2 protein-coding genes are annotated in these 1,214 nt (G+C 66.9%); both read left to right on the top strand.

The genetic code is table 11. The annotated features are described in order from the left end of the window. The coding region (locus ACYVDE_RS23415) for a hypothetical protein (protein WP_460503936.1) at positions 1-537 on the top strand (537 nt) is incomplete at its 5' end. A 183-nt stretch (positions 538-720) separates the two neighbouring features. Further along, positions 721-1,214 (top strand): adenylyltransferase/cytidyltransferase family protein (locus ACYVDE_RS23410; protein ID WP_460503935.1); only part of this gene is annotated, 494 nt, incomplete at its 3' end.

Raw genomic sequence — 1,214 nt, 5'->3', positions numbered from 1 at the left:
TTTCCGCTGAGCGCGGGCGCCCGCCTGGCCGGCGACATTTTCGCGCAGCCCGGCAGCACGCTCAGCCGCTCGCACCTCACCGTCGTCAACCAGCACGGCGAATTGGTGACGTTCACGCTTGGTGGCGATGTGCTCAGCCGCAAGCGGGTGGCTACCTGGAGCCGCACCGCCCGCTTCCGCCTCGTGCCCGACCCCCACGGCCGCTCTTTCGCCGTGGCCCGCGAAGACAACAACCAGCTCGACCTCTACCTGCCCACCCTGAATGACCCGCTGCTGACGCAGAAGTTCGTGACTTCGGGCGAGCGCGGCGTGCAGTGGTTTGATTTCGGCGGCGGCCGGCACCTCGTGGCCATCACCGAAACCGGCCCCGGCCAGGTATTTCTCTACGATGCGCGCGGCTGGCTCCTGGGCCGGGAGGCGCTGCCCAGCACCGGCACCGGCGTCGGCCTGAGCTACGACGCCACCACCGACAGCTACCAGCTGGTGCGCATCGTGGGCCGCGAGCTGCGCCGCACCGAGCTGAAAGTGGGGCTGTAAAAGGTGATGGGGCGAATAAAAGAACGTCATGCTGAGCATTCCGCGCATCAAGCGGCGAGCGCAGCCGCAGTCGAAGCATCTCTACCGCGCAACTAATCTATTGGATTGGGTTTACTATCACGGCAGAGATGCTTCGACTGCGCTCAGCATGACGTTCTTTTATTCACCCCATCACCAAACTCCATGCCCCCAACCTTCCGCACCGGCCTCATCGTGGGCAAGTTCTGGCCGCCGCACCGGGGACACCAGCTGCTGCTCGAAACGGCGGCGGCCCAGGTAAGTGAACTGCTGGTGCTGGTGTATGCCAACCCCGACTCGCCCACGCACCCGGCCGCCGAGCGCGCCCAGTGGCTGCGCGAGCTGTACCGCGGCGATGAAGTGGTCGATGGCCCGCGCATCGGCACCACGCCGCTGCGCATCTTCGCCCTCTCGGTCGAGGCCGACGGATTGCCACCCGACGCGGCCGACGACTACACCCAGCGCGAATTCGTGCGGCAGTGGCTGGCCAGCCAAGGGCTGCAAGTGGATGCCGTATTCAGCAGTGAAGCCTACGGGCCGGGCTTCGCCGCGCACCTTGGCGTGCCGCACGTAGCCGTAGACAATGCCCGGGAGCAGGTGCCCATTTCGGGCACGCAGGTGCGGGCCGATGCCGCCGGCGCGGCCGCCTACCTACATCC

The organism is Hymenobacter agri (assembly GCF_054778495.1).
The sequence above is the reverse complement of the archived record's forward strand: the minus strand, read 5'-3'. Positions and strand labels throughout refer to the sequence as shown.